The sequence below is a fragment of the Gelidibacter mesophilus DSM 14095 genome, from assembly GCF_000423005.1.
GTDB classification, from domain to species: Bacteria; Bacteroidota; Bacteroidia; order Flavobacteriales; family Flavobacteriaceae; genus Gelidibacter; species Gelidibacter mesophilus.
Map to the genome: position 1 here is coordinate 124257 of NZ_AUHD01000001.1, position 23117 is coordinate 147373.

The window sequence follows — 23117 nt, forward strand, 5'->3', positions numbered from 1 at the left end:
ATATTTTAAGAGTGTTTCTGCTCCTGAAACCAAACAGGTTTTTAAGACCTGTGGGGTTTTCTGATTTACTGTTTTTTATATGCGACGACCTTAATTTCAACCACCAAATCGGGATGCGGTAATTGATGCACAGCCACAGTGGTTCTGGTCGGTCCGGTTTCTTTATCAAAAAACTCGGCATAGGCTTTATTGTAGCCTGCAAAATCATTCATATTTACCAAGAACGATGTGACATCTACCACATCTTTAAGCGTGGCGCCTTCTTTCGCAAGGTTTTTTTCAATGTTTTTAATGACCTCACGGGTTTGAACTTCGGCGTTTAGATGTTTGGTGCCCATATTGTCAATAATGTCAACGCCCGCAATGGTATTGTCAGCACGACGGGAACTGGTTCCGGAAACATATATAAAATCACCCGTACGTCTGGTCAGCGGATAGGCACCTCTTGGTTTTACATTTGTAGCTACACCTGCCTGTCCGGTAGGCAGGGAAGCAGGAATCTCATTGTGATCTATACTCATTATTTATTTTTTTATTTTGAACCTACAAGGTTTTGAAAAAACCTTCCGTTTTTGTCCGGTTTTTCTCGGAACGAATCCACCTTCCCTTGAAAAAAAGGAAGGAATTTTTTATTTTATTAATGCTTAAAATTTTTCGTCACACGGTCATTATCTAAAATTTCGTCTGTAGCAGCTTTTATTTTTATTAAATTGTTCTTTAAATCGTCATTAAGATCGAGTTCTTTGTCTGCCAACATATTCAAGATTGCTTTGTCCTGCGCACGACCTCTTACCATGGCTTCATGATAACTAATGTCTTCATTAAACGTAACCAATGAATATTTTGAGGAATAATCGTTGGGAAAGTTCTTTTCCAATGCCATTTCCAAGTTACGCTTTTCTCTAAAAATAATGTTGTTGACATGGCCTTTCATTTCATGGAAGTTATCGATTGCTAAATCTGCAATGGCATCCGTATCTTTTTTTCGTTTCTTTGCATATGTTTTGAATATGGACTCCCAGTCGTGATGGCCTTCATTCAATACTTCATCAAATATGGATACATCTTCAAAAGAGGCGTTCATTCCCTGTCCGTAAAATGGCACAATGGCGTGTGCGGCATCGCCCATTAAAAGCGTATTTCCTTTATAATGCCAAGGGGAACATTTTACGGTTCCTAAAGGAGACGTTGGATTGGTGAAGAAGTCTTCAATGAGATTTGGCATCAGTTCCAGAGCGTCTTTAAAATATTTTTGAAAGAATTCGATGACTTTTACTTCTGTAGTTAAATTCCCAAAATTGTATTCGCCATCTTCATAGCTTAAAAATAAGGTTACCGTAAAACTGCCATCTAAATTAGGTAAGGCAATCAGCATAAAGCTATCACGTCCCCAAATATGTAAGGCGTTTTTAAAGGTTTTGTATCCACCATCTTCCGTTGGTAAAAAGCTTAATTCTTTATAGCCGTGTGACAACCAATCTTGCGAAAAGCTGAATAGAAATTTTTTTCCTAAAAAATAACTTTTTCGCAATGCTGAGCCAGCGCCATCTGTGGCTATTATAATATCAGCATCTTCTACAAACTCAGCATCAGTTTCATGATCTTTAAATAGGGCTGTTGTTTTTTCAAAGTCGACGGATTTACATTTTTTGTTGAAATAAATTTTGACATTGTCATGCTGTTCCGCTTCGTCCAACAACAGGCCGTTTAAAAGACCGCGTGAAATGGAATTGATATACTCATGTTCCCGTCCACTGTAAGGCGCCATAACGGTATTGCCCTCCATATCGTGCAACATGCGACCATTCATCGGGATGCACAGCTCTTTGACTTTGTTCTCAATGCCCACCAGTTTCATCGCTTTGATGCCTCTGTCAGAAAGTGCCAAATTGATGGAACGCCCTACACTGACGTTCGCTTTTCTTAAATCTGGGCGCATTTCGTAAAGCGAGACATTATAACCACGTTGTCCTAAGCGTAAAGCGAGTAAGCTTCCGCAAAGTCCGGCGCCGATGATGAGTATGTTTTGTTTTTGATTCATGCTATCTTCCACGAATACGGGAATCTTATTATTTAAAGTTACAAGGTTTTAGAAAGCTTGCAGGTTAGGTTAATATCTTTTTTAACTTCTCCACCAATTCATAAACATCCCGATAGGAATTGTATAATGGAATGGGGGCACAGCGTATAACATCTGGTTCACGCCAATCAGTGATAACACCATCTTCTGTTAATTTATAGTGTAGTTTTTTATCGGCATTTTTTACTTGGATGGAGAGTTGACATCCACGTTCAGCAGGATTTGAAGGCGTGATTATTTTAATATCCTTATTGTTCAGTGCGTTGATCAAAAACTCAAAATAGCCTGTGAGATGTTTTGATTTTTTGGTCAACTTTTCCATGCCTACTTCTGCAAAAATATCCAATGAAGCTCTGATGGCTGCCATTGATAAAATGGATGGGTTACTCAGTTGCCAACCTTCTGCACCCGGAAGTTGGTCAAATTCATCACGCATTTTAAAACGTGTTTCTTTGTTATGGCTCCACCAACCGGCAAACCGATTGAGATCTTTGTTGTGCGCATGTCGTTCATGTACAAAACACCCCCCTAAACTTCCTGGTCCGGAATTCAAATATTTATAGGTACACCAAACCGCAAAATCAGCACCTGAATCATGTAGGTTCAATGCCACGTTCCCAGCACCATGGGCACAGTCAAACCCCACCATGCAGCCGTGTTTATGACCAAGTTGGGTAATGCGTTTCAAATCAAAAAACTGGCCTGTATAATAGTTCACGCCTCCTATCATCACTAGGGAAATCTCATCTCCATGGGTTTTTAAAATAGTTTCTAAATCGTCATAATTGGCCAATTCCTCACCTTTTTTAGACTTCCAAAGGATCAATCCGGTGATGGGATCGACACCATGATGGCGCAATTGCGATTCCACCGCATACTTGTCTGATGGAAAGGCATCGGCTTCAATTAGGATCTTATAGCGCTTTGGAGTCGGTTTATAAAAAGAGACCATCATCAAATGAAGATTGGCGGTCAGCGTATTCATGACTACCACCTCAATAGGTTTGGCGCCTACCACCTTTGCCATGTTATCGGTTAGGAATTCGTGGTAATGTAACCAAGGATGTTTAGCATCTGTATGGCCTTCAACGCCCAAATTAGCCCAGTCTTCAAGCTCCTCATTGATATAATCTTTTGTTGATTTCGGTTGAAGTCCGAGTGAATTCCCTGTCATATAGATCAAGTCGTTCCCGTGCTTGTCTTTTGGGATATGAAATTTAGTTCTATAAGATGCCAAAGCATCCTTCTGATCTTGTTGTTCAGCGTATTCTAATCCTAATTGATAGTTTGACAAGGTGAATTAATTTTCGGTTTCACACAAAAATAGGAATTATAAGTTTAGAATGAATGACAGAAAAGTGAGTTTAAAAATTTAAAATGAAAAATTTAACGTATCAAGGATAGGGTCCAATTTCAAATTTTGGCTATTGAAAAAGACTAAGGGAGTCTTAATTTTCAATTAAAAATAGGGGAAAGATTAAATCAGAATTTTCAATGGCACCAAACGAACTTCTAAATTTAATTTCACAAAAAAAGAGCTTCAACTTTTAAAGTGGAAGCTCTTTGAATATATAGGGACGCCTACTGCGGAATACTTTTTTGATATAATATATACGTGTCCTAACCCTAGTTTGGATTATGGGAGATTGTTTCTATATTGATTTTTCAAAGTCTCACTTCGTAACTTTTACATTGGAAAAATGGAGTTTCCAATTCTCGTTTGGTCTGTTGTGAGTCTTGGCAATTTTTATTCCATCGAAATCCGCATAGTCTTCCCATGTGGTCATCATGCTAGGTTCTTTTGAATTTCCTTTTCTATACACCCATTCTTGGATGATATAATCATTGTCATAAAAAAGATCATAGGCATCTCCGGGCGTATAACCGCCTTCGTTGGGATAGGTAATTGTGATTTTGTTCATTTGTTTTTTGCTGATAGGAGCTTCAGAGAGCGATTCTTCAGAAAGGCTGGCTGAGGTATCCCAAACCAATTGAAATGGCGCCAAAAGCCAGTACTTATCGTTGATAAATGCCTTATCTGCATTCATAGAGATGCTATCCACCAATTTGCGATTGTAGGCGACGGTGTCTTGTCCTGAAATCATGATCACATCTTCAGTTTTTGGATGCCAGGTCCAAGACCTTTCAAAATGCGTTGTATCCTTATCTACGTTGAACGTGAATTGGATCTCGGATACATTTTTCCAGTTTTCAAAACCATTGGCGTTTGAAATTTTTTCCGCAGCGGACCATTCGTTTTCGATGGCTTTGGAGGCTTCCTTCTGTTTGCAGGAAGTAAAGAGTGTCACGATTAGGACTAAAATTAGTGAATTTTTCATCTTTAATATTTTTAGTAAAGATAAGGAAGAATGCTCTAGAAGTTTTAATTTTAGAATCTAATCAGATATTATGGAGTCTAATGAGAGCTATTTCAAAATAAATAAAGCGACATGGAATAACAAGGTTAAAGTACATGCCGCGAGTGAAATGTATGATCTTGACGCTTTCAAAAATGGAAAATCATCACTAATGGCTTATGAATTAGAGGCACTAGGGAATGTGGAAGGAAAAAGTCTTTTGCATTTACAATGTCATTTTGGTCAGGATACTTTGAGCTGGAGTAGAATGGGAGCAAAGTGTGTGGGCGTTGATATTAGTGATGAAGGGATAACCTTGGCCCAGCAATTGAATAAAGAATTACAACTAGATGCTAACTTTATATGTTGCAATGTGCTCGACACCTCTAAATTGATTGCTGATACTTTTGATATCGTCTTTACGAGCTATGGTGTGATAGGATGGTTGCCTGATTTAGAGCCTTGGGGACAAATGATTGCAGAACGCCTAAAAAAAGGAGGCACATTTTTTATGTCTGAATTTCATCCCATGGTTTGGATGTTTGATTATTTGGAAGGGAACCCCACCTTAAAATATGGGTATATGCAGGATGAGGCCATTTATGAAGAATACGAAGGCACTTATGCCAATACCAATTCAAAAATGGTCAGTAAGGAATATGGTTGGAATCATGGATTGGGCGAAGTAGTCTCTGCATTGTCTGAAGCGGGATTACATATCGACTATCTACAGGAACATGATGAGAGCCCCTATAATATATTGCCGGATTTAGTGAAAACACATTCTGGAATGTATGTGACTCAGGATAAGCTTTATCCTTTAATTTTTACATTGAAAGCGACTAAGATTAATTAAAAAGACCTTTCAGGTTTTCAAAACCTGAAAGGTCTGTCAGCTGATTATTTTTTAATTAACTCTGGAAATTTTGCTTTAAAGCGTTCATATCTTGGGATGGATACATTTTGGATATATGGATTTTGTGGGTTCTTTTTCTCATAATCCTGATGGTAACCTTCAGCGATCCAAAATTTTTGGAATGGATAGACCTCAGCGGCAATTGTTGCATTCAGTTTTTTTGCCAACGCCGACTTCTTTGCTTCTATAATTTTTTTCTGAGCATCGTTCTGATAAAATATGATAGAACGGTACTGTGATCCTCGATCGCCGCCTTGACCATTGATCTGGGTTGGGTTTTGGGAGCCAAAATAAACATCTACTAAGGTAGCGAAACTCACAACATTAGGATCATAGCTCACTTCTACGGCTTCTGCATGTCCTGTTTTACCAGTATTGCTTGATTCGTAAGTTGGATTTTTGGTATGGCCACCTGCATAACCACTTACCACTTCATCCACGCCTATAACATGCTCATAAATATTTTCCACACACCAAAAGCAACCACTGGCAAAATAGGCTTTTGCTTTTCCATCGCTAATAGGGACTTCAATAGGCTCAGCCATGCTAACCGCGTTCTGCTTAGGGTTGGTTTGCGCTTTGTTCTGACAACTGAACAAAACTATGAAGGATAATGATAAGAGAAGTGATTTCATAAATTTGATTTTTTTAAGTAGTCGTCCGTTACAATAAAACCTTAAGATATAAAATAAGAAAGTTGTGTTAAAATAAAGAGCCTTTACATTTTTGTAAAGGCTCTTAAGTGTATGTAATAGATGTTTAGCTGAGTTTACTAAACATTTTGGTCATTTTTTCTTTTTGTTCTTCGGCTAATTGTGCATCAACCAAAATACGTCCACTGTGCTCATCTGTAATAACTTTTTTACGAGATGCAATCTCAACTTGCACTTGTGGTGGGATGGTAAAGAAAGATCCACCAGAAGCACCTCTTTCAATGGCTACTACCGCCAATCCGTTTTTTACATTCGTTCTAATTCTATGGTAAGCATTTACCAAACGTTGATCAATTGATTCTTGGTATTCTTGGGATTTTTTGATCAATGCTGTTTCTTCTTTTTCTGTTTCCGCCAAAATAGCGTTTAATTCACTTTTCTTATGCTTTAAATGCGCTTGACGGTCTTTTAAACGGTCTTTGGTTTCAGAAATAACTTCCTTTTTCTGCTCAATTTGAGCTTTAAATTCTTTTATGTGTTTTTCGGCAAGTTCAATCTCCAGTTCTTGGAATTCCACTTCTTTGGTGATCGAATTGAATTCTCTGTTATTTCTAACATTTTTTTGCTGTTCAGCATATTTCTTGATCAAAGTTTTCGCTTCTTCAATCAGGTTCTTTTTTGATTTGATGTCGTCATCAACCAGTGTCAAACCCCCGTTTAATTTTTCAAGTCTAGTATTAAGTCCTTCAACTTCATCTTCTAAATCTCTTACTTCTAAAGGAAGTTCACCTCTAATATTTCTGATTTCGTCAACTCTTGAATCAATGAGTTGTAAGTCATACAATGCTCTTAATCGGTCTTCAACAGAAAGTTCAGCTTTTTTTGCCATAATTATAAATACTTTACAGGATTGGTGTTTATCGTCGATAAAACGACTGCAAAATTAGTAATTTTTTTTGAGAGATAGTTAGCTAAAAAGGTTTTTGTGAACTGTTCGCTTTCATAATGTCCAATATCGGCTAAAATAATTTGATCTTCTGCAGAAAAAAAATCATGATACTTTAAATCTGCAGTAATAAAAACATCAGCATTTGCTGATCTGGCCGCGGCAATTGCAAAACTACCAGAACCACCAAGTACGGCAATCCGCTTGACTTTGGTTTTGATTAATTTTGAGTGTTTTATAAACGAAACGTTCATTTTCTGCTTAACAAAATCTAAAAATTCTTCGGTTGTCATCTCATTTGGAAGTTCGCCAACCATTCCCATCCCTATCTGCTGATTATAATTGTCTAGCGTTGTCACTTCAAAAGCCACTTCTTCATAGGGATGGCTTTCAAACAAGGCTTTGAGAATGTTGCGCTCTAGATGTTTTTGGAAGGTCACTGAAATTTGGGTTTCATTTTCTTGGCGATATTCCCCACGTTCTCCAATTTTTGGATTGGAATCATCATTACCTTTAAAAGTGCCAGTCCCGTCAGTATTGAAACTGCAATTTTCGTAATTCCCAATGTTGCCAGCTCCAGATTTGAATAGGGCAGTGCGTAAGACATCAGCATCTTTCTGTGGAACGTAAGTGGTCAATTTTTTTATAGTGCCTTGTTGAGGAAGCAGGATCTTTTTGTTTTCTATATTTAACGTTTTGCAAATAATATCATTCACACCTTGAAGACAATTGTCCAAGGCCGTATGAATGGCGTAAATGGCAATGTCATGTTTAATGGCTTTTAAGACCACGCGCTCTACATAATTGGAGCCATTAAGTTTTTTAAGACCTTTAAAAATAATCGGATGGAAGCTGACAATGAGGTTGCAGTTGTTGTCGATTGCTTCGTCCACAACACTTTCTAAAGTGTCTAAGGTTACCAGAACTCCTGTCAATGGCTTGTTTTTATCACCAACCAACAAACCTACGTTATCAAAGCTTTCGGCATACGCCAAAGGCGCCAGTTCTTCGAGGTGATTGATGACATCTTGGATAATCATATGTTTTTCTGTTTTTAGGTTACTCGCAAAGATAAAATATTATATTTTCGTTGTAACTAAGTACTTTGGTTATTATGAAACATAGCATTGCGTTAATGTTTTCCTTGTTCTTGTTCTCATGCCAATCTGAAAAAAACAAACAACCTGAAGCGCTGGATTTGGAACTTTCAAACACTGACTTATATCAACACTTAGAAAATGAAGGGTCTTCTAAAGATCAGAATTATCAGGTGGCACTTGATTTTCTAAATGCTTATATCGAAAATAACAACAATGTTGAAATTCTAGAATTTGTTAAAGGCTCGTCTCTTGTTACAGAAAGTTTAAAAGAGAAATTAGAAAATATGCTGATCAGGGCTTGGGAAGAGAACCCACAAGTAGGACTTGGGTTTGATCCTATATTAGATGCCCAAGATTACCCTCATAAAGGTGTTGAACTTCATGAGTTTGATCTAGGAACTGGTTATGTGACAGTTAAAGGTATTGACTGGGATGATTTTAAGATGACAATGACAGTAGTAACTAAAAATGGTCATATTTTAGTAGACGGTTGCGGTGTTGTGAATATTCCTGAAGACAAACGTGCCGAAATATAAAATGGCACAAAACAGATTAATCGAACAGATGAAAATTTTAAGGTATTTCCTTTTTCCGGTTGTCCCCATTTACTTCGTGGTCACCTGGCTTAGAAATAAATTATATGATTTAGGAATTAAAAAGTCCACATCTTATAACGTTCCTGTGATATGCGTAGGAAATCTAAGTGTTGGCGGCACAGGAAAATCACCAATGATTGAATATTTGATCCGATTATTGAAACCTGATCACCATATTGCAACATTGAGCAGAGGCTATAAAAGACAGACAGAAGGGTTTGTAATGGCTGATGAATCGGCCACAGCACTTTCCATAGGAGATGAGCCGTTTCAGTTTTATCGAAAATTTAAGGATATTATTGTAAGTGTGGATGCTAATAGAGTACATGGAATGGCGCAATTGTTGGCATTAAAAAATCCTCCAGAAATAGTTTTGTTGGATGATGCCTATCAGCATAGACGCGTAAAAGCGGGTTTTAATATTTTATTGACTGCTTTTGATGATCTTTATACAGATGATATCCTATTACCGACCGGGAATTTAAGAGAACCGAGGGCAGGTGCCAGACGTGCTGATATTATTGTGGTGACTAAATGTCCGGAAAATTTAGCAGATGACGAAAAACGAATAATCAAAGAAAAAATAAATCCTTTAGAAGGGCAAGAGGTGTTTTTTGGGCATATTGCTTATTCTCAATCGATAAGAAATACTAAAGAGCATCTCAATTTGGAAACTCTTAAAAGTCAATCGTTTACTTTGGTTACGGGAATTGCCAATCCAAAACCTTTGGTTGAGCATTTAAAATTAATGGGATTGCAGTTTGAGCATTTGAAATTTAAGGATCATCATGATTTTACTGAGAATGACCTCAATATTTTGAAACAAAAACCAATGATTGTCACCACAGAAAAGGACATGGTGCGCTTACAGCCTCATTTTAACAATCAAGAGGCCTTATATTATCTGCCAATTGAAATAAAAATTGATAGACGGAAAGAGTTTGATGGGCTTATAAGTAGATTTGTTAAATAGACGTTGCTGATTTTTCATTAGATTTTAACACGTTATAAAGTTTCTTTTCGAAATCTTCCTGCTTAAATGGTTTTGAGATAATATCATCAAATCCTGCTTCGTCAAATTCATGCATTTTATCTTCAATAGTTACGGCTGTAAGAGCGAAAATAGTGAGTTCCTTATCAAAGGTTCTAATGATTTTCGTAGCTTCAAGTCCGCTAATACCAGGCATGTGGATATCCATCAGGACAACGTCGTACTGTTCTTGTTTAACGCGTTCTACAGCATCTTCGCCATTATCCACAACATCGCAATAAAGGCTCATCTTATTTAAAATCTTACGGGTTATCATTTGGTTGATCTTGTTGTCTTCAACAACCAAAATTTTGATATTTGTCAAGTCCAAAGTATTAAATTCATTAAGGGTTTTTGGTTTATCTGTAATAACTGGTTCTGGTGCATAGGTTAGCGGGATTTCAAAAAAGAAGCTCGATCCTTTTCCAAGTTCGCTTTTGAGGTATATTTTTCCTTTTAAGATTTCGATCAGCCCTTTTACAATGGAGAGCCCAAGTCCTGTTCCGCCATATTTTCTATTGATTTGAATAGAGCCTTGAGAGAAGCTTTCAAACATATTCTCTTGTTTCTCTTTGGTGATACCAATACCATTATCTTGAATTTCGAATCGGATGGTATAGTTTTTATCGGTTTGATTGACCTTATATAATTTTACCCATATATCACCATCTTTTGTAAACTTAATAGCGTTTCCTATAAGATTAATCAGAATCTGCGAGATTTTCAATTGATCTGCCATAAACGTAGAAGGCAGATCTTGGTCATATTCATAATGGAGTTTCGTGTTATTGTCCATAGCCGAATTGTTCAATGCCGAAATTACATTTTCAACCTTTTTCCTGAGATTGAATACTTCAGGATCCAATTCAACTTTGTTGGCCTCAATTTTATTGATTTGAAGGATGTCATTGATGAAAGTCAATAAATATTCACCGGAAAACTTAAGCGATTTAAGGTGTGGCAATTGCTCTGGTTTTGGTTCTTCGTCCAAAAGCATATTTGTTAAGCCGGTAACGGCATATAATGGTGTTCTGAGCTCGTGGGTTACGGTGGATAAAAAGTTGGCTTTGGTTTTGGATGCCAATTCTGCTTTTTCTTTGGCCACAATAAGCTCATCATTTTTTTTATGGAGCATATTGTTGGTTTTAAGTCTGATATTATTGTTTTTGTAAAGCGATAAGGTCAATAAGGACAGAATTGTAATTAATGCGATGCTTAGAATAGTCGTTATTCTAGTCAAATTATTTGACGCATCGGCTTCCTCAAGTTTTACTTCCAATTGCTTAAACTCAGTATCTTTATATTCATTGATAAACTGGGATTTCTTACCAGGGGCAAGGTTTTCACGTTTTATATCTAATAAAGAATCTGATAGGTTAATATATTTCCTAAGATATTCATTGGAGAGCTTATAGTCATTGTTTTCTTGGTATATCTCGCTTAAAGTCAAATAACTGTCGTTGATATATTCTGGAATATTATTGGCCACCGCAAGATCGAGCCCCTGATTGGTCATAGTAAGCGCTAAGGTTGGGTTGTCTAATTTCTGGAGCACTTTTCCACTATTTATATAAGCGCTGCTTAAAATATTTGGCTGGTCATATTTTTTGGCTAAAATGATGGTCTTTTCAAGTTTTGCTTTAGCAGTTTTATAATCTTCCAATTGAATATAAACCTTGGCTTCGTTTAGATTAACATCGGAAATAAGGCGCTCAAGGCCTTCTTGTTCATATAAATTTTTGGCGGAATTAAAAAAATCGATCGCAGTTTGATATTCCTTTTTACTGGTATGCAAAACACCTCGAACATTGTAAGTGATGGCGAGGTTAGCGTAGTCATTGTCTTCTCTTTGGAGTTCAGCAGCTTTGGTTAAAGATACAAGCGCACTTTCGGGCTCTTCCACAAGAAATTGAACTTTTGCGATTTTTGTATATATACTGCCTTCCTTCTTCTTGTCTCCAATCTTTTTGGCAATATCCAAAGCCTTTTGGAGGTTATCCTTGGCATTGTAGTAATCACCGCGCTCTACTTCAAAACCCGATTGGGTCACGTAGTTTTCAATGCGCATTTTAAGAATGTCAATATCGTCGACAGTACTATTTTGAGAACATAGAACGGTCGATATCAGTATAAAAAAAGCAACGATATAGTATTTCGGTTGGGACATTTTTTGGTCACATAAATCGAACAAATATAATTATTTATTCGATTAAAGTGTTTCTTTCATCGATAAATCGCTGATTAAATCTAAGATACGACTTGAATAACCTGTTTCATTATCATACCATCCCACAATTTTAATCATATTGCCGATGACGGAAGTCATCTGAGAGTCAAAAATACAGGAGTGCGGATTACCAACAATATCAATAGACACAATTGGGTCAGATGTATATTCTAAAATTCCTTTTAAATGGGTTTCAGAGGCTATTTTGAAGGCTTGATTGATATCTTCAATTGAAACAGTTTTTTCAACATTTAAAGTAATATCAGTGAGCGATCCGTTAGGAACCGGAACTCGGATGCCACAGCCGCCAATAACATCATTCAATTTAGGAAAAATTTTGGTCAGAGCCTTCGCTGCACCTGTTGTAGTGGGCACGATAGATTGACCTGCAGCCCTTGCGCGCCTTAAATCCTTATGAGGTTGGTCATGCAGACTTTGGTCAGTGGTATAAGAATGTACAGTGGTAATATAGGCTTGTTTGATCCCGCAAAGATCATCTATAACGGCAATCATTGGTGCTGCATTATTCGTTGTACAGGAAGCATTGGATATTATGGTTTCAGTGCCTGAGAGGATGTCATCATTTACACCTAAGACAATGGTTTTTATAGCATCATCTATGGGAGGAACGGAGAGAATAACCCTTTTTGCGCCATTTTTAATATGGTTTTCAAGAGCTTCTAAAGTTTTAAACTTTCCTGTGGATTCAATGACAAAATCTACATTATAGGGTTTCCAGTCAATAGCTTCAATCTGAGTGTGGTTCAACAAAGGAACTTTTAGATCATCTAGAATGATATGGCTGTCATCAAAAGTAATGGTGTTCTTTAAAACCCCATGGATGCTATCATATTTTAACAAATGGCTTAAGGTTCTGGCATCAGCCAAATCGTTTATAGCAACTATCTGAATGTTTTCACGTTCTTGAATGAGTCTAAACAGCCGCCTCCCAATGCGTCCAAACCCGTTTATGGCAACTCTGATCATTAATTGATATGTTTTTGAGCTTTGTAAGACGATCTTACTAAGGCGCTGCTTTCCACATGTCGGAAGCCGAGATCCAATCCGATAGCTTCATATTCTTTAAATTGTTCCGGAAGAATAAACTGTTTTACGGGCAAATGCTTTTTACTAGGTTGTAAATATTGTCCTATTGTGACGACGTCTACATCATTGGCTCTTAAATCATGAAGTGTTTCAATAATTTCTTCTCGAGTTTCTCCTAGTCCAAGCATGATACCTGACTTTGTTCGGCGTTGTCCTTGCGTTTTCAAATATTTAAGAACTCCGAGACTGCGCTCATATTTGGCTTGGATTCTCACTTCTCGGGTTAATCTTCTAACGGTTTCAATATTATGCGAAACCACTTCTGGAGCGACGTCAATAATTCTGTCAATATGTTGCTCTATTCCTTGAAAATCAGGAATAAGTGTTTCCATGGTTGTTTCTGGATTCATGCGTCGTACGGCCTTAACGGTCTCTGACCACATAATACTCCCCATGTCTTTCAAATCATCTCTATCCACGCTGGTTAAAACCGCATGTTTAATGTTCATGATTTTAATGGATCGTGCCACTTTTTCGGGTTCATCCCAATCTAAGGTTTCTGGACGTCCGGTTTTAACCCCGCAAAATCCACAAGAACGTGTACAAATATTTCCTAGAATCATAAAGGTAGCCGTTCCTTCTCCCCAACATTCGCCCATATTTGGACAACTTGCTGAAGCACAAATAGTATTTAAACTGTATTTGTCCACCAAACTTCTAAGTTCTGTGTATTTTTTACCAGTAGGTAATTTTACTCTCAACCATTTAGGTTTTGGTTGATGTTCTGGAATTATTTTTGAAATAGTTTCTGCACTCATGTATTGGAAAGTTTCAAATACAAAGGTACAAAGTAAATTTGTAAATTTATATTATAGGGTGGTCAGATACCAAATGCTGAATCCAATTAAAAACAGAATCCCAAACCAACTTAAGATGTGCATTTTTACCGATGGTCGCCATTCAATTGGTGTGTGTTGGCTGCTAATTAACTTGTAATTAATAATGGCATAAAATGGTGCGGTCAAAAATGAGATGATGGTCGCCACTTTTATGAGCAGGCCCATTTCCGAACCTAGAAAGAAGAAAATAGAAACGGTTCCAAGAATGAGAATGCCAATCCATAACAAATAATTATGTTTTGAAAAATGGCCAAATAGTAGTTCTGAGCTTCTGGCCATGGTTCTAGGTGAGGCATCCAAAGTGGTTAATGTCGTGCTGAACATTGTCGTAAATGCGGCAATACCAATGATCAGATAAGACCAATTTCCTAAGCTTTTGGTGTACATTGAAATCAGCTGATTGGAAAATTCCGCGGCTTTCTCGCTAAAGCTTAAGCCACTTTGAAACATCACTAATGCTCCAAGTGCCATAAATCCGAGTCCGATAATAAGAGTTGCCACGTAGCTCACATTAAAATCAAAAAGTGATGACTTTACATCATAATCTTTATTTACTTTTCGTTTTTCCAGAGCTCAAAGAGATTGCCATACGGAAATATCTAAAGGTGCGGGCATCCAGCCCATAAATGCGATTAAGAAACCAATCTCCAAGGTGTTTTCTGGCATTATCTGCGCGAATGAAAGTGGTTGCGGGTTTGTGTTTAACGCTAGTACAACGGCTATAATAGTGCTTATTGTTAGCGTGATGACAATAATTTTCATTATTTGATCAAGAAGGCTGTATTTGCCTTTGATCAGAATGAGCGCACAAATGGAGAGAATAATGATGGCCCATATTTCTGTTGAAATCAGATTTCCAAATAACGTAGATGCTATGCCTGCAGTAACGATGGTTACGGTAGTTTGGATGGTAAACATAGTCGTAAAGGTGAGAGTGAAATAAGCAATTAAAACGCCTTTTCCCATTTTCTTATAACCGTCCAAAAGGCTTTCCCCAGTTGCTAAAGCATATCTTGGTGCAAATTGAAAAAATGGATATTTAAAAATATGGACAAGTACTAAGGCCCAGATAAGACCATAACCAAAATCTGCTCCAGCACGAGTAGATTGTACTAAATGAGAAACGCCAATGGCAGCTCCGGCAAATAATAACCCGGGGCCTAATTTTTTTAAACGGATCTGCACTGCTATTTCATAATTATTTCTGCCAGTAATTTTTTTGCTCTTAAAAGCTTAACCTTAACATTATTGATAGGTTCATTAAGTTCTTCAGATATTTCCTTATAGGATAATTCCTGAAAGTATCTCAAATTGATGACTTCTTGATAATGTGGTTTTAGCTTTTTAATATCACGAAGCAGTTTTGCTAAATTCTGTTCGGTGATGAGTTTGTCTTCAGGTGAAGGAGACTCGTCAATAATATCATAAAAATTCTCGTGGTCCTTATGACCGGATCTATTAGAAATGGAGGATTTTCTCTTTCTAATTAAATCAATATGAATGTTTTTGGAAATGGTAATCAACCATGTCTTAAATCCATAGTTCTCATTATAAGTACCAATTTTGTCAAATGCTTTTGAAAATGTCTGAATGGCAATGTCCTCAGCATCATTTTCATTTTCTGTGCGTTTTAATTGAAAACCATAAACATCATTCCAAAAAAAATCCAAAAGTGCCTTAAATGCAGATTGGTCATTTTTTTTTGCGTTCTTAATGATGACTTCTATTTCCAAGGGATGGGTTTTGAAGTTAGATTTTTTATAAATATAGAGAATTGGGCAACAATTAAAAATATTTCGAGAAACGGAAAATAAGGAATTAAATCTTTTTCTTCTAATTTTTTAGCAGCAATGGTCAATGTTATAAAAAGTGCTATATATCTGAAAATTAATAACCCAAGTACTATTTTCCAATTAAACATGGTACTAAGGAGCAAGATACTTAGTGCTAAAAATAAAAATTGCGATAAATAAAATAAGGAAAGAACAGTCTTATGTTTTGGCTTATAATGTTTTGCCGTAGATACGTGCCTCCGTTTTTGCATCATCCAATCACTGTATGATGTTTTAGCTAGCGACTGGGTAAAACTGTTTTTGGATAAAGAAATGGATGTGTTTTTAGCAGTGGCAATCTGGTTTACGAAAAGGTCATCATCTCCAGATTTGATATGCATATGATCCATAAAGCCACGAGCCTCAAAAAACAAATCTTTGGTGTAAGCCAAATTTCGGCCAACGCCCATGTAAGGATGTCCTAATTTTGTATAGGAAAAGTATTGAATAGCAGTCATTAAGGTTTCAAACCTAATCAGTTTATTTAAAAACGATTTCTTTACTTTGGCATAGGTTCCAAAGCCGAGAACAATTTGAAATTCATTTGAAAAATGACTTACCATTTCACTGATCCATTGATTGGAGGCAGGTTTACAATCAGCATCTGTAAACAAAAGATGGTTATGTGTTGCCGCTTTAATTCCTAAGGTAAGTGCATATTTTTTGTTGCCCCAAAAGGTTTCAATGCTTTTTACATTTACAATTTTTATATTGCTATGATGCGTCTTAAAACGCTCCATAACTTTTAAGGTGGTATCGGTTGATCCGTCGTTTATCAATACCAATTCAAAGTTTGGATAGTCTTGATCTAAAATAAAAGGTAAAAATTTTTCTAGATTTTTAGCTTCATTTTTAGCACAAACAATCACTGAGACTGGAGGTTTATTGGAGCTGGTTTTTTCGTCTTTTTTCTGTTTTACATTAGAAAAAACATAAGCATAAAAGAATAACTGAATAAATATGACTACAATAAAGATGTAGAAAAGCACATGAAAGATAATCATTAACCCTTATGAATGTTGAGGTTCGTTACAGTTTTCAAATTGTTCAGGTGTTTTTCCGCAGAAGCCGCAAGAGGCCCCTTCTTTATTGAGCATTGGATTTTGGCTAGCACAAGTACCAGCAAATTTCCCGTCCTTTTTTGCCCATATTTTTATAGCAATACCAGCAACGCCAAGACCTAGAAGAATTAATGTAATGAGTAAAAGTTTCATTGGTTAAAAATTTGTACAAAGATACGGGTTTTTTGGAATATTTTTAGGTATCTGACGACTTCGTGCTTTTATCTTTTTGGGATGCTTTTGTAGGTGGACATAATTATCTCTGTTTTTTTTATAAACAGCTAGTATCTAAGATCTTATTATTTCTTAGATTTATGACATATTAACCAACAAATTTTAAATATGAAGAAATTATTAGCAGAGTTTTTCGGGACTTTTTGGCTCGTTTTCGGCGGTTGTGGCAGTGCAATTTTCGCCGCGGGATTTCCAGAATTGGGAATTGGCTTTCTGGGCGTAGCTCTGGCCTTTGGTTTAACAGTGTTGACAATGGCCTATGCCGTTGGTCACATTTCAGGCGCTCATTTCAATCCGGCTGTAACCTTAGGTTTATGGGCAGGAGGACTGTTTCCAGCAAAAGAATTGTTAGGGTATATTGTTGCACAGCTAATTGGGGCTATTGCCGCTGCAGGAGTTTTATATCTTATTGTATCTGGTAAATCTGATTTTGTGGATATAGGAAGTTTTGCGTCCAATGGATATGGCAAATTATCTCCTGGAGGTTATGGAATGGTTTCTGTTCTAATTACTGAGTTTGTTTTAACCATGTTCTTCTTGGTTATTATTTTAGGAAGTACCTATCCAAAGGCACCAGCGGGATTTGCTGGAATCGCAATTGGATTGGCGTTGACCTTAATTCATTTGATTAGTATTCCAATTTCAAATACTTCGGTCAATCCTGCTCGATCTACAAGTCAAGCGTTATTTGCAGGAGCTGAATATACCTCTCAGCTTTGGCTCTTTTGGTTAGCACCAATTGCCGGCGCATTGGTGGCTGGTGTGCTTCACAAAACATTTTTCAGTAAACATTAGTAATGTGCTTAAAAACAAAGAGGCTCCCTTATCGGGTAGCCTCTTTCCTATTATAATTGAATTGAAAATATATTATTATTTATTTTTCAATGTGATTTCTGCCACTGAATTTTCAGCATGTGGATTGTTGATTTTTGATCCTGCTTTAGGCTCAATAGTGATACTTAACCCAAGTGCATTTTCCATATAAGGAATAGTCTTCAATTTGCGCTCTGATGCATCAAGAATACCCAAGTTCACCATTCTATCCTGTAATTCAGCCCAAATTTGATAGGTCTGATTTTCTGGAAGTTTAGGTAATGAGACCACATCGATCATTGATGTTTTATCCACAGCATTGATATAAGCCACAGTTTGAAGGTTTTTGGCTCTTGAATTCCCACGTAAAACGTATTTTTCAGTTTCTGGGTTATTCAAATTCTTAAACTGAAGCATCACATTTTCAAGCTTGTTATTATTATCTTCAATATCACTTCTTAAATCAAAAATCTCATCGACTACAACTTGATTCTCATGATTTAATGACGTGTTTTGATCATGAAGCATAAATGCCGATCCTGCAAAAATTAGTGCTGCAATACTTGCTGCAATACTGTACCATGGTGTGCTTTTGTGTGTAGGAGCATAAGCCTGCATTTGAATAACAGGAGTCTCCTCAGTAATTTCCTCCATAACGGCGTCCAAAATAAATTCTGGAGCTTCTACCGTATGCGCCTTCGCTAAAATTTCTAAATTATCTTGAAGTCTTTCATATTCTGATTCTACTTCAGGAAATTCAGCCATATAGCTTTCAACTTCTAAATTTTCATTAGGAGTTGTGGTACCTAGGATGTAATTTTCCAATAGGCCCGAATCCATAAAAATTTGTAATTTTTTTTCCATTGTTTCTATTCTTTAATTGAAGAGTTTTCGCAAATCCCTCAAACCAATTTTTAATCTAGATTTTATAGTACCTAATGGAATATCTAATTCGTCACTAGCTTCTTGTTGAGTCATGCCTTCAAAAAATAAGGCGTTTAAAACTATTTGGTACTTTTCTTCTAGTTTGCTAACGTGCGCTTTTAAATCAATAACATCCTGATTTAAACTTGTAGTTGGTAGAATATATACGTTTGAATTATCAATTTGGACTTCCTTATTAAACCGATTATTGAAGCTCCTAAGTTTATCAATAGCGGTATTGCGTGCAATTCTGTACAACCATGTAAAAAGTTTCGCTTTTTTGGAGTCGTATTTTTTAGCGTTCTTCCAAATTTTTACAAAACTTTCCTGTAAGGCGTCTTGAGCGAGTTCTTCATTGTTGGTTATTTTCAAAATAACACCATAAAGGCTGTCTGAATAATTTTCATAAAGTAAATTAATGGCAGCTCTGTCTCCTTTTTCAAGTAGTTGGACAATATGTTCTTCTAAAGAATAGCTCAAAAGTTAAAATTTAATTGAATATTGGGATCCAAAAGTCCAAATTCAGCTTTCGGACGTATATCAAATATAAGGTGGTAAAACTACAAATAAACTATCTTATTTTTAAAATATTGCATTTATATCTGTAGTGTTAAGATTCTTCTTTAAAAGAATTTGATTAATAGCTTTTTCGTTTGACACTACAACGATTATTTTAAGGCTTCAACTATAAAATGTTGAAGCCTTTTTATATAATGTTTACTTCAGTTTCAATGGTAATCCCAAAAATCTGTTTGATTGTTTTTTGAATCAATCTAGCCAGACCAAGAATGTCAGATCCTTTGGCCCCTCCGTAATTAACAAGTACTAAGGCTTGTTTTTTATGGACGCCGTAATCGATAAAGGTTTTACCTTTAAATCCAGATTTTTCAATTAACCAACCGGCGGGAACTTTAACGTTATTTTGAGAAACAACATAACTTGGCATGTCGGGGAAGTTGGTCTTGAGCTTTTCAAAAATGGATTTGGAAATAATTGGATTTTTAAAGAAGCTGCCGCTATTGCCTATTTCCTTAGGGTTTGGAAGTTTACTTTCCCTTATTGCGATCACCGCATTGGAAACGTCTTGAATGCTGGGCTCAGAAATGCCCATAGTCTCTAATTCTGATGCAATTGCGCCATATTCGGTATGTAGTTGATGTTGGGTAGTGGTGAGTTTTAAAGTGGTACTTATAATAACATAAGCATTTTTTTTATCTTGTTTAAATACAGATTCGCGATATCCAAATTGGCAATCATCTTTGGTAAACGTTTCAATGTTTTTGGTACTTATGTTCAGGGCTTCACATGATTCAAAAACATCTTTCAGTTCAACACCATAGGCACCGATATTCTGAATGGGAGCAGTCCCCACATTGCCGGGAATGAGCGACAGATTTTCGATGCCACCAAAATCGTGATCCAAACACCATAGGACAAATTCATGCCAATTTTCGCCAGCATTGGCCTTAACGAGCACTTCATCCTCAGATTGATCAGTAATTTCAATGCCCTTTAAAGCCACATGAATCACCAAACAATCCAAATCTTTAGTGAGCAACATATTGCTGCCACCACCCAAAATGAATTTATTTGGATAGGCATCTAAACATAAAGCTACTTTTAGATCAGCAATGGTTTCAACCTTCACGAAATATTTTGCTCGAGCATCAAGTCCAAAGGTATTCAGCGACTTTAACGATATGTTTTCTTGAATTTGCACTAGTTTGGATATACTTTTAAAGCTTCTTTTAATATATGAACTGCTTTGATCAAGGTTTCTTCATTAAGAACGTAAGCAATTCTAATTTGATTTAATCCCATGTTTGGTGTTGAATAGAATCCTGCAGCTGGTGCGACCATAACCGTTTGTTTGTTGTATTCATAGCTTTCCAATAGCCATTGCGCAAAATGATCTGCACTTTTAATAGGCAATTCTACAATGCAATAAAAAGCACCTTTTGGTTCAGCAATTTTTAATCCTTCAATGGTTTTCAATTCTTTAATGAGCGTGTTTCTTCGCTTTACATATTCTACAATAACATCATCAAAATAGCTTTGAGGTGTGTCTAAGGCAGCCTCAGCAGCAATTTGGGCTAACGTAGGCGGGCTTAATCGCGCTTGTGCAAATTTTAATGCCGTTTTAATGACTTCTTTGTTTTTTGAAACCAAATAACCAATTCGTGCACCACACATACTATAGCGCTTTGATACAGAATCAATCATAATTGCATGTTCTTCCAAACCTTCTTCTTGCATAATGGAATAAAACTCATTCCCATCATAAACAAACTCTCTATAAACTTCGTCGGCTATCAGGAACAAATCATGCTTTTTTACAATAGCCTCCAGTTTTTTAATCTCTTCCCTTGAGTACAAGTATCCTGTAGGGTTCCCAGGATTGCAAATTAGAATGGCCTTTGTTTTGTCTGTAATCAGTTTTTCAAATTCTTCAATAGCTGGTAACGCGAAATTATCTTCTATTTTAGAAATCACAGGAACGACCTTAATATCTGACGCTGTGGAAAACCCATTATAGTTGGCATAGAATGGTTCAGGAATAATGATTTCGTCATCAGAGTCCATGATACTGCCAAAAGCAAAAAGTAAAGCTTCACTACCTCCAGTGGTTACAATGATGTCATTATGATCTACATGAATATCATTTTTTGCGTAGTATTGTGCTATTTTCTTTCTATACCCTTCAGAACCCTCAGAGCGTGAGTATGCTAAAATGTCCAAAGAAGTGTTTTTAACAGCATCCATCGCGACCTCAGGAGTTTTGATATCAGGTTGCCCAATATTTAGGTGGTATACGGTTTTTCCATCTTTGTAAGCTTGTTCAGCATATGGAACTAATTTTCTGATTGGTGAGGAAGGCATTAATTGGCCTTTTCTTGAAATTTTTGGCATTATCTTAATATTTAAGCGGTAAAGTTCTGAAAATTATCTCAAAGAATTTTCAAAATAAGCAGGTAAAAAAAGAATGTCGGCTTAAAGATTTGTAAATTGGTCCAACTCTACCTTCTAATGTATGATTAAGAGTTGTTTCACATTTTTTGCCTTGTATGCTTCTGCGGACTGTCATTTTCGCAGACTGGTTTTAATTTGCCGAAAATGGAACGTTCAAAGGTAAAATTTCAACTCATAGACAATCTCATTATCATTCCTATTGAAATAAATGGCGTAGAATTGTCATTTATTTTAGATTCTGGCGTCAGTAAGCCAATTTTGTTCAATATTATCAACTCGGCCGATTCATTGCAGTTCAACAATGTGGAAAGTATTTACTTGCGGGGTTTGGGGGATGAAGGATCTATTATAGCGTTGAGGTCAAAAAAAAATGTTTTTAAAATTGGCAAGGCGGTAAATGTCAATCAAGATGTTTTTATCATTACTGATGCGTCTATTAATTTCACTCCTCGACTGGGTATTCAAGTGCATGGGATTATTGGATATGACATTTTTAAGGATTTTATTGTAGAAATCAATTATGGATCGAAGTTTATCAGGTTTAATGACCCTCAAGCTTTTAGGTATAAAAATTGTCGCAAATGCGAAACTCTCAATTTGACCATAGTTAATAACAAGCCCTACATTGACGCTATCGCCGAAGTAAAGGGAAAGGATATTCCTGTTAAACTGCTCATGGACTCAGGAGGTAGTGATGCGTTGTGGCTGTTTGAAGATGATTCCTTAGGATTGGTTCCAAAAAACGACAAATATTTTGAAGATTTTTTAGGTAAGGGTTTAAGCGGTAGTGTGCATGGTAAACGATCAAAACTGGACCGATTTTCCATAAATGATTTTCACCTCGAGAATGTCAATGTCGCTTATCCAGATTCAGCAGCCATTAGCTTTGCCAGAAAATTCAAAGAGCGCAGTGGCAGTATGGCGGGTGAGTTATTAAAGAGATTCAACATCATCATGGATTATGCGAATGAAAAAGTTACTTTTAACAAGAATAAGCATTTTAATGAGCCATTTGAATATAATAAAAGTGGAATTATCGTGGAGCAAGATGGGGTAAGAATGGTTAAGGAAAGAGATAACAATAATCGGTTCAAGGATGGCCAAAATAAGGATGACAACATTTTTAAAACCACGGTAGTTGTTGCCTACAAGTATCAACTCAAACCCGCATTCAAAATAGTGGAATTAAGACCAGATTCACCAGCAGAACGTTCAGGCTTAAAAGTTGGAGATGTTATTCTGTCAGTTAATGGTAAACAAACACATAATCTGCAATTGCAAGAAGTCAATTCTTATTTTAAGGAAAAAGATGGCGTGTTCATTAAACTCAAAATTGATAGGGAGGGCGTGATTATGACCTTTCACTTTAAATTGGAAAGTTTATTTTAAAAAGAAAAGCTCTCAAATTTTGAGAGCTTTTAAATGAATAGAG

General features: G+C 36.4%; 24 protein-coding genes. 5 read left to right on the forward strand and 19 right to left on the reverse strand.

Annotated features, from left to right (window positions below):
- Positions 1–65 precede the first annotated feature (65 nt).
- From G525_RS0100595 to G525_RS0100615, 4 genes are all read right to left on the reverse strand, one after another.
- Positions 66–521 (reverse strand): RidA family protein, encoded by a 456-nt coding sequence (locus tag G525_RS0100595; protein WP_084647674.1) that lies wholly within the window; start codon positions 519–521, stop codon positions 66–68.
- Positions 522–637: 116 nt separating this feature from the next.
- Positions 638–2041, reverse strand: a complete 1404-nt coding sequence (locus G525_RS0100605) for an FAD-dependent oxidoreductase (protein WP_027124403.1) — start codon at positions 2039–2041, stop codon at positions 638–640.
- 64 nt (positions 2042–2105) lie between these two features.
- Positions 2106–3374, reverse strand: a complete 1269-nt coding sequence (gene kynU / locus G525_RS0100610) for a kynureninase (RefSeq protein ID WP_027124404.1) — start codon at positions 3372–3374, stop codon at positions 2106–2108.
- Between the two features lie 379 nt (positions 3375–3753).
- Positions 3754–4419 carry a hypothetical protein gene (locus G525_RS0100615; RefSeq protein WP_027124405.1) on the reverse strand — a complete coding sequence of 222 codons (666 nt, stop codon included), beginning with the start codon at positions 4417–4419 and terminating at the stop codon, positions 3754–3756.
- Between the two features lie 70 nt (positions 4420–4489).
- On the opposite strand from G525_RS0100615, the gene G525_RS0100620 reads away from it, so the two are divergent.
- A complete protein-coding gene (locus tag G525_RS0100620; protein WP_027124406.1) occupies positions 4490–5293 on the forward strand; it encodes a class I SAM-dependent methyltransferase in 804 nt (267 codons plus the stop codon).
- Positions 5294–5337: 44 nt separating this feature from the next.
- Here the strand turns inward: G525_RS0100620 and msrA are convergent, their stop codons facing one another.
- The 3 genes from msrA to G525_RS0100635 form a co-directional block, all read right to left on the reverse strand.
- Complete coding sequence (msrA, locus tag G525_RS0100625) at positions 5338–5988, reverse strand: peptide-methionine (S)-S-oxide reductase MsrA (RefSeq protein WP_027124407.1); 651 nt, start codon at positions 5986–5988, stop codon at positions 5338–5340.
- 124 nt (positions 5989–6112) lie between these two features.
- On the reverse strand, positions 6113–6895 hold the full coding sequence (locus G525_RS0100630) for a zinc ribbon domain-containing protein (RefSeq protein WP_027124408.1): 783 nt from the start codon (positions 6893–6895) through the stop codon (positions 6113–6115).
- A gap of 2 nt (positions 6896–6897) precedes the next feature.
- A complete protein-coding gene (locus tag G525_RS0100635; RefSeq protein ID WP_027124409.1) occupies positions 6898–7992 on the reverse strand; it encodes a Nif3-like dinuclear metal center hexameric protein in 1095 nt (364 codons plus the stop codon).
- A gap of 74 nt (positions 7993–8066) precedes the next feature.
- Between G525_RS0100635 and G525_RS19960 the strand changes: the two genes are divergently transcribed.
- Both G525_RS19960 and lpxK read left to right on the forward strand, forming a co-directional pair.
- The gene (locus G525_RS19960; protein WP_051209672.1) at positions 8067–8588 is read left to right on the forward strand and encodes a hypothetical protein; all 522 of its coding nucleotides are present in this window, start codon (positions 8067–8069) and stop codon (positions 8586–8588) included.
- A gap of 28 nt (positions 8589–8616) precedes the next feature.
- Positions 8617–9621, forward strand: coding sequence for a tetraacyldisaccharide 4'-kinase (gene lpxK / locus G525_RS0100645; protein WP_027124410.1), 1005 nt, complete (start codon positions 8617–8619; stop codon positions 9619–9621).
- Here the strand turns inward: lpxK and G525_RS0100650 are convergent.
- From G525_RS0100650 to G525_RS0100680, 8 genes are all read right to left on the reverse strand, one after another.
- Complete coding sequence (locus tag G525_RS0100650) at positions 9614–11845, reverse strand: ATP-binding protein (RefSeq protein ID WP_027124411.1); 2232 nt, start codon at positions 11843–11845, stop codon at positions 9614–9616. The genes lpxK and G525_RS0100650 overlap by 8 nt on opposite strands.
- A 42-nt stretch (positions 11846–11887) precedes the next feature.
- Positions 11888–12892: a type I glyceraldehyde-3-phosphate dehydrogenase gene (gene gap / locus G525_RS0100655; RefSeq protein WP_027124412.1), complete on the reverse strand. Its 1005-nt coding sequence runs from the start codon at positions 12890–12892 to the stop codon at positions 11888–11890.
- On the reverse strand, positions 12892–13770 hold the full coding sequence (gene lipA, locus G525_RS0100660; RefSeq protein ID WP_027124413.1) for a lipoyl synthase: 879 nt from the start codon (positions 13768–13770) through the stop codon (positions 12892–12894). Before lipA ends, gap begins: the two co-directional genes overlap by 1 nt.
- A 51-nt stretch (positions 13771–13821) precedes the next feature.
- The gene (locus tag G525_RS22795; protein ID WP_342662713.1) at positions 13822–14352 is read right to left on the reverse strand and encodes a hypothetical protein; all 531 of its coding nucleotides are present in this window, start codon (positions 14350–14352) and stop codon (positions 13822–13824) included.
- Between the two features lie 72 nt (positions 14353–14424).
- Positions 14425–15036, reverse strand: coding sequence for an Nramp family divalent metal transporter (locus tag G525_RS22800; protein WP_342662714.1), 612 nt, complete (start codon positions 15034–15036; stop codon positions 14425–14427).
- A gap of 2 nt (positions 15037–15038) precedes the next feature.
- Positions 15039–15584, reverse strand: coding sequence for an RNA polymerase sigma factor (locus G525_RS0100670; RefSeq protein WP_027124414.1), 546 nt, complete (start codon positions 15582–15584; stop codon positions 15039–15041).
- A complete protein-coding gene (locus tag G525_RS0100675; RefSeq protein ID WP_027124415.1) occupies positions 15575–16687 on the reverse strand; it encodes a glycosyltransferase in 1113 nt (370 codons plus the stop codon). The genes G525_RS0100670 and G525_RS0100675 overlap by 10 nt, the downstream gene beginning before the upstream one ends.
- 6 nt (positions 16688–16693) lie before the next feature.
- Positions 16694–16897 (reverse strand): hypothetical protein, encoded by a 204-nt coding sequence (locus tag G525_RS0100680; protein WP_027124416.1) that lies wholly within the window; start codon positions 16895–16897, stop codon positions 16694–16696.
- A gap of 189 nt (positions 16898–17086) precedes the next feature.
- On the opposite strand from G525_RS0100680, the gene aqpZ reads away from it, so the two are divergent.
- A complete protein-coding gene (gene aqpZ / locus G525_RS0100685) occupies positions 17087–17773 on the forward strand; it encodes an aquaporin Z (RefSeq protein WP_027124417.1) in 687 nt (228 codons plus the stop codon).
- A 75-nt stretch (positions 17774–17848) separates the two neighbouring features.
- On the opposite strand, the gene G525_RS0100690 is transcribed toward aqpZ, so the two are convergent.
- From G525_RS0100690 to G525_RS0100705, 4 genes are all read right to left on the reverse strand, one after another.
- Positions 17849–18655, reverse strand: a complete 807-nt coding sequence (locus tag G525_RS0100690) for an anti-sigma factor (protein ID WP_027124418.1) — start codon at positions 18653–18655, stop codon at positions 17849–17851.
- A 12-nt stretch (positions 18656–18667) separates the two neighbouring features.
- Complete coding sequence (locus tag G525_RS0100695) at positions 18668–19195, reverse strand: RNA polymerase sigma factor (RefSeq protein ID WP_027124419.1); 528 nt, start codon at positions 19193–19195, stop codon at positions 18668–18670.
- Positions 19196–19421: 226 nt separating this feature from the next.
- Positions 19422–20435 (reverse strand): UDP-N-acetylmuramate dehydrogenase, encoded by a 1014-nt coding sequence (gene murB, locus G525_RS0100700; protein WP_027124420.1) that lies wholly within the window; start codon positions 20433–20435, stop codon positions 19422–19424.
- The gene (locus G525_RS0100705; protein ID WP_027124421.1) at positions 20435–21625 is read right to left on the reverse strand and encodes a pyridoxal phosphate-dependent aminotransferase; all 1191 of its coding nucleotides are present in this window, start codon (positions 21623–21625) and stop codon (positions 20435–20437) included. The genes murB and G525_RS0100705 overlap by 1 nt, the downstream gene beginning before the upstream one ends.
- A 204-nt stretch (positions 21626–21829) precedes the next feature.
- On the opposite strand from G525_RS0100705, the gene G525_RS0100710 reads away from it, so the two are divergent.
- Positions 21830–23074: a retropepsin-like aspartic protease gene (locus G525_RS0100710; RefSeq protein ID WP_157491844.1), complete on the forward strand. Its 1245-nt coding sequence runs from the start codon at positions 21830–21832 to the stop codon at positions 23072–23074.
- The last annotated feature ends 43 nt before the right edge of the window (positions 23075–23117 follow it).

Coding starts and splice junctions, on each gene's coding strand:
- G525_RS0100595 (WP_084647674.1), bottom strand. CDS start 521: ATGAGTATAGATCACAATGAGATTCCTGCTTCCCTGCCTACCGGACAG.
- G525_RS0100605 (WP_027124403.1), bottom strand. CDS start 2,041: ATGAATCAAAAACAAAACATACTCATCATCGGCGCCGGACTTTGCGGA.
- G525_RS0100615 (WP_027124405.1), bottom strand. CDS start 4,419: ATGAAAAATTCACTAATTTTAGTCCTAATCGTGACACTCTTTACTTCC.
- G525_RS0100620 (WP_027124406.1), top strand. CDS start 4,490: ATGGAGTCTAATGAGAGCTATTTCAAAATAAATAAAGCGACATGGAAT.
- msrA (WP_027124407.1), bottom strand. CDS start 5,988: ATGAAATCACTTCTCTTATCATTATCCTTCATAGTTTTGTTCAGTTGT.
- G525_RS0100630 (WP_027124408.1), bottom strand. CDS start 6,895: ATGGCAAAAAAAGCTGAACTTTCTGTTGAAGACCGATTAAGAGCATTG.
- G525_RS0100635 (WP_027124409.1), bottom strand. CDS start 7,992: ATGATTATCCAAGATGTCATCAATCACCTCGAAGAACTGGCGCCTTTG.
- G525_RS19960 (WP_051209672.1), top strand. CDS start 8,067: ATGAAACATAGCATTGCGTTAATGTTTTCCTTGTTCTTGTTCTCATGC.
- lpxK (WP_027124410.1), top strand. CDS start 8,617: ATGAAAATTTTAAGGTATTTCCTTTTTCCGGTTGTCCCCATTTACTTC.
- G525_RS0100650 (WP_027124411.1), bottom strand. CDS start 11,845: ATGTCCCAACCGAAATACTATATCGTTGCTTTTTTTATACTGATATCG.
- gap (WP_027124412.1), bottom strand. CDS start 12,892: ATGATCAGAGTTGCCATAAACGGGTTTGGACGCATTGGGAGGCGGCTG.
- lipA (WP_027124413.1), bottom strand. CDS start 13,770: ATGAGTGCAGAAACTATTTCAAAAATAATTCCAGAACATCAACCAAAA.
- G525_RS0100675 (WP_027124415.1), bottom strand. CDS start 16,687: ATGATTATCTTTCATGTGCTTTTCTACATCTTTATTGTAGTCATATTT.
- G525_RS0100680 (WP_027124416.1), bottom strand. CDS start 16,897: ATGAAACTTTTACTCATTACATTAATTCTTCTAGGTCTTGGCGTTGCT.
- aqpZ (WP_027124417.1), top strand. CDS start 17,087: ATGAAGAAATTATTAGCAGAGTTTTTCGGGACTTTTTGGCTCGTTTTC.
- G525_RS0100690 (WP_027124418.1), bottom strand. CDS start 18,655: ATGGAAAAAAAATTACAAATTTTTATGGATTCGGGCCTATTGGAAAAT.
- G525_RS0100705 (WP_027124421.1), bottom strand. CDS start 21,625: ATGCCAAAAATTTCAAGAAAAGGCCAATTAATGCCTTCCTCACCAATC.
- G525_RS0100710 (WP_157491844.1), top strand. CDS start 21,830: ATGGAACGTTCAAAGGTAAAATTTCAACTCATAGACAATCTCATTATC.